This is a genomic window from Pseudomonas sp. CFBP 5748 (assembly GCF_053850495.1).
The window spans coordinates 587,002-587,283 of sequence record NZ_JBSPTN010000003.1; positions in this window are offsets into that span (position 1 = coordinate 587,002).

Consider the following 282-nt stretch of genomic DNA (forward strand, 5'->3'; position numbering starts at 1 on the left):
TTGTTCAGGTACGGCGCCGCGCCTGGACGGTGGTTGGCCGACCTCGGCGCACGGGCCAAAGCGATGGATAATCGTCACGTTCAACCGAAGGAGGCGGTTTGCGAACCGCCCCCTTACAGGCCAAAAAAAATTAGAGCATTCGGTAGGTGATGTCTGTCATGGGAAGCAGGGACAAGCCCCGACGTCGCTCAGCCAGGAGGTACAGATGCGCAGGATTCGGGGCGAGCGCCCTGCCCGGAAAGCCCGGGACAGGGCATTCACCCCTCGGATGAAGCTGCCGAC